Here is a 1,126-nt window from a genome sequence, read left to right on the forward strand (position 1 = left end):
AGTCCAGGCACCTGCAGGCCCAGCCGCGCTTCGCCTATCTCGCCGACTCACAGGCGAAGTTCGAGAAGGCGTGGCTGGGCACTCTGGAGCGCGGAGTGGCCGACCGGGTCTTCCGCGCCGACCTCGATGTCCGGCTGACGTACCGCTTCCTGCGCGACACCGTCTGGGTGGCCGCGTCGTGGTACCGGCCGGGCGGACAGCACAGCCCGGAGGAGATCGCCCGCCAGTACCTGTCGATGGTGCTGGAGGGCGTCACCCGGCGGGAATGACCCCGCGACAGCGAACAGGAGTCACCATGGCCGAGGCATACATCGTCGAAGCGGTCCGGACCCCGGTCGGCAAACGCAACGGCGGGTTGTCCGCCGTGCACCCCGCCGACCTCGGAGCACATGTGCTCACCGCGCTGATGGAGCGCTCCGGAGTCGACCCGGCGGCCGTCGAGGACGTCGTGTTCGGCTGCCTGGACACCGTCGGCCCGCAGGCCGGGGACATCGCCCGCACCTGCTGGCTGGCCGCCGGGCTGCCGGAGGAGGTGCCGGGTACCACCGTGGACCGGCAGTGCGGTTCCTCTCAGCAGGCGGTGCACTTCGCCGCCCAGGGCGTGCTCTCGGGCACCCAGGACCTGGTGGTCGCGGGCGGTGTGCAGAACATGTCGATGATCCCCATCGCCTTCGCCACTCGTCAGGCCGCCGAGCCGCTCGGCCTGACGCAGGGCCCGTACGCCGGTTCCGAGGGCTGGCGCGCCCGCTACGGCGACCGGCCCGTCAACCAGTTCGCGGGCGCCGAGATGATCGCCGAGAAGTGGGGCATCTCCCGCCAGGACATGGAGGAGTTCGCGCTGCGTTCGCATCGGCGGGCCGCCCGCGCCATCGACGAGGGCCGCTTCGACCGCGAACTGGTCCCCTACGGTGCAGTGACCGCCGACGAGGGCCCGCGCCGCGACACCACCCTGGAGAAGATGGCAGGCCTGAAGCCGGTGATCGACGGCGGCAGGATCACGGCGGCCGTCTCCTCCCAGGTCTCCGACGGTGCCTCGGCGATGCTGCTGGCGAGCGAACGGGCGGTACGCGAGCACGGGCTGACCCCTCGGGCCCGCGTCCACCACCTCTCGGTGCGCGGCGAGGAC

At 71.8% G+C, this 1,126-nt stretch carries 1 protein-coding gene and 1 pseudogene; both read left to right on the top strand.

The annotated features are described in order from the left end of the window. Positions 1 to 269: pseudogene (locus ABZ646_RS47095) on the top strand (TetR family transcriptional regulator); the annotation flags it as partial. A 26-nt stretch (positions 270 to 295) separates the two neighbouring features. Further along, positions 296 to 1,126 (top strand): acetyl-CoA C-acyltransferase (locus tag ABZ646_RS47100; RefSeq protein ID WP_360534057.1); only part of this gene is annotated, 831 nt, incomplete at its 3' end.

Source organism: Streptomyces sp. NPDC007162 (assembly GCF_040634175.1).
GTDB lineage: Bacteria > Actinomycetota > Actinomycetes > Streptomycetales > Streptomycetaceae > Streptomyces.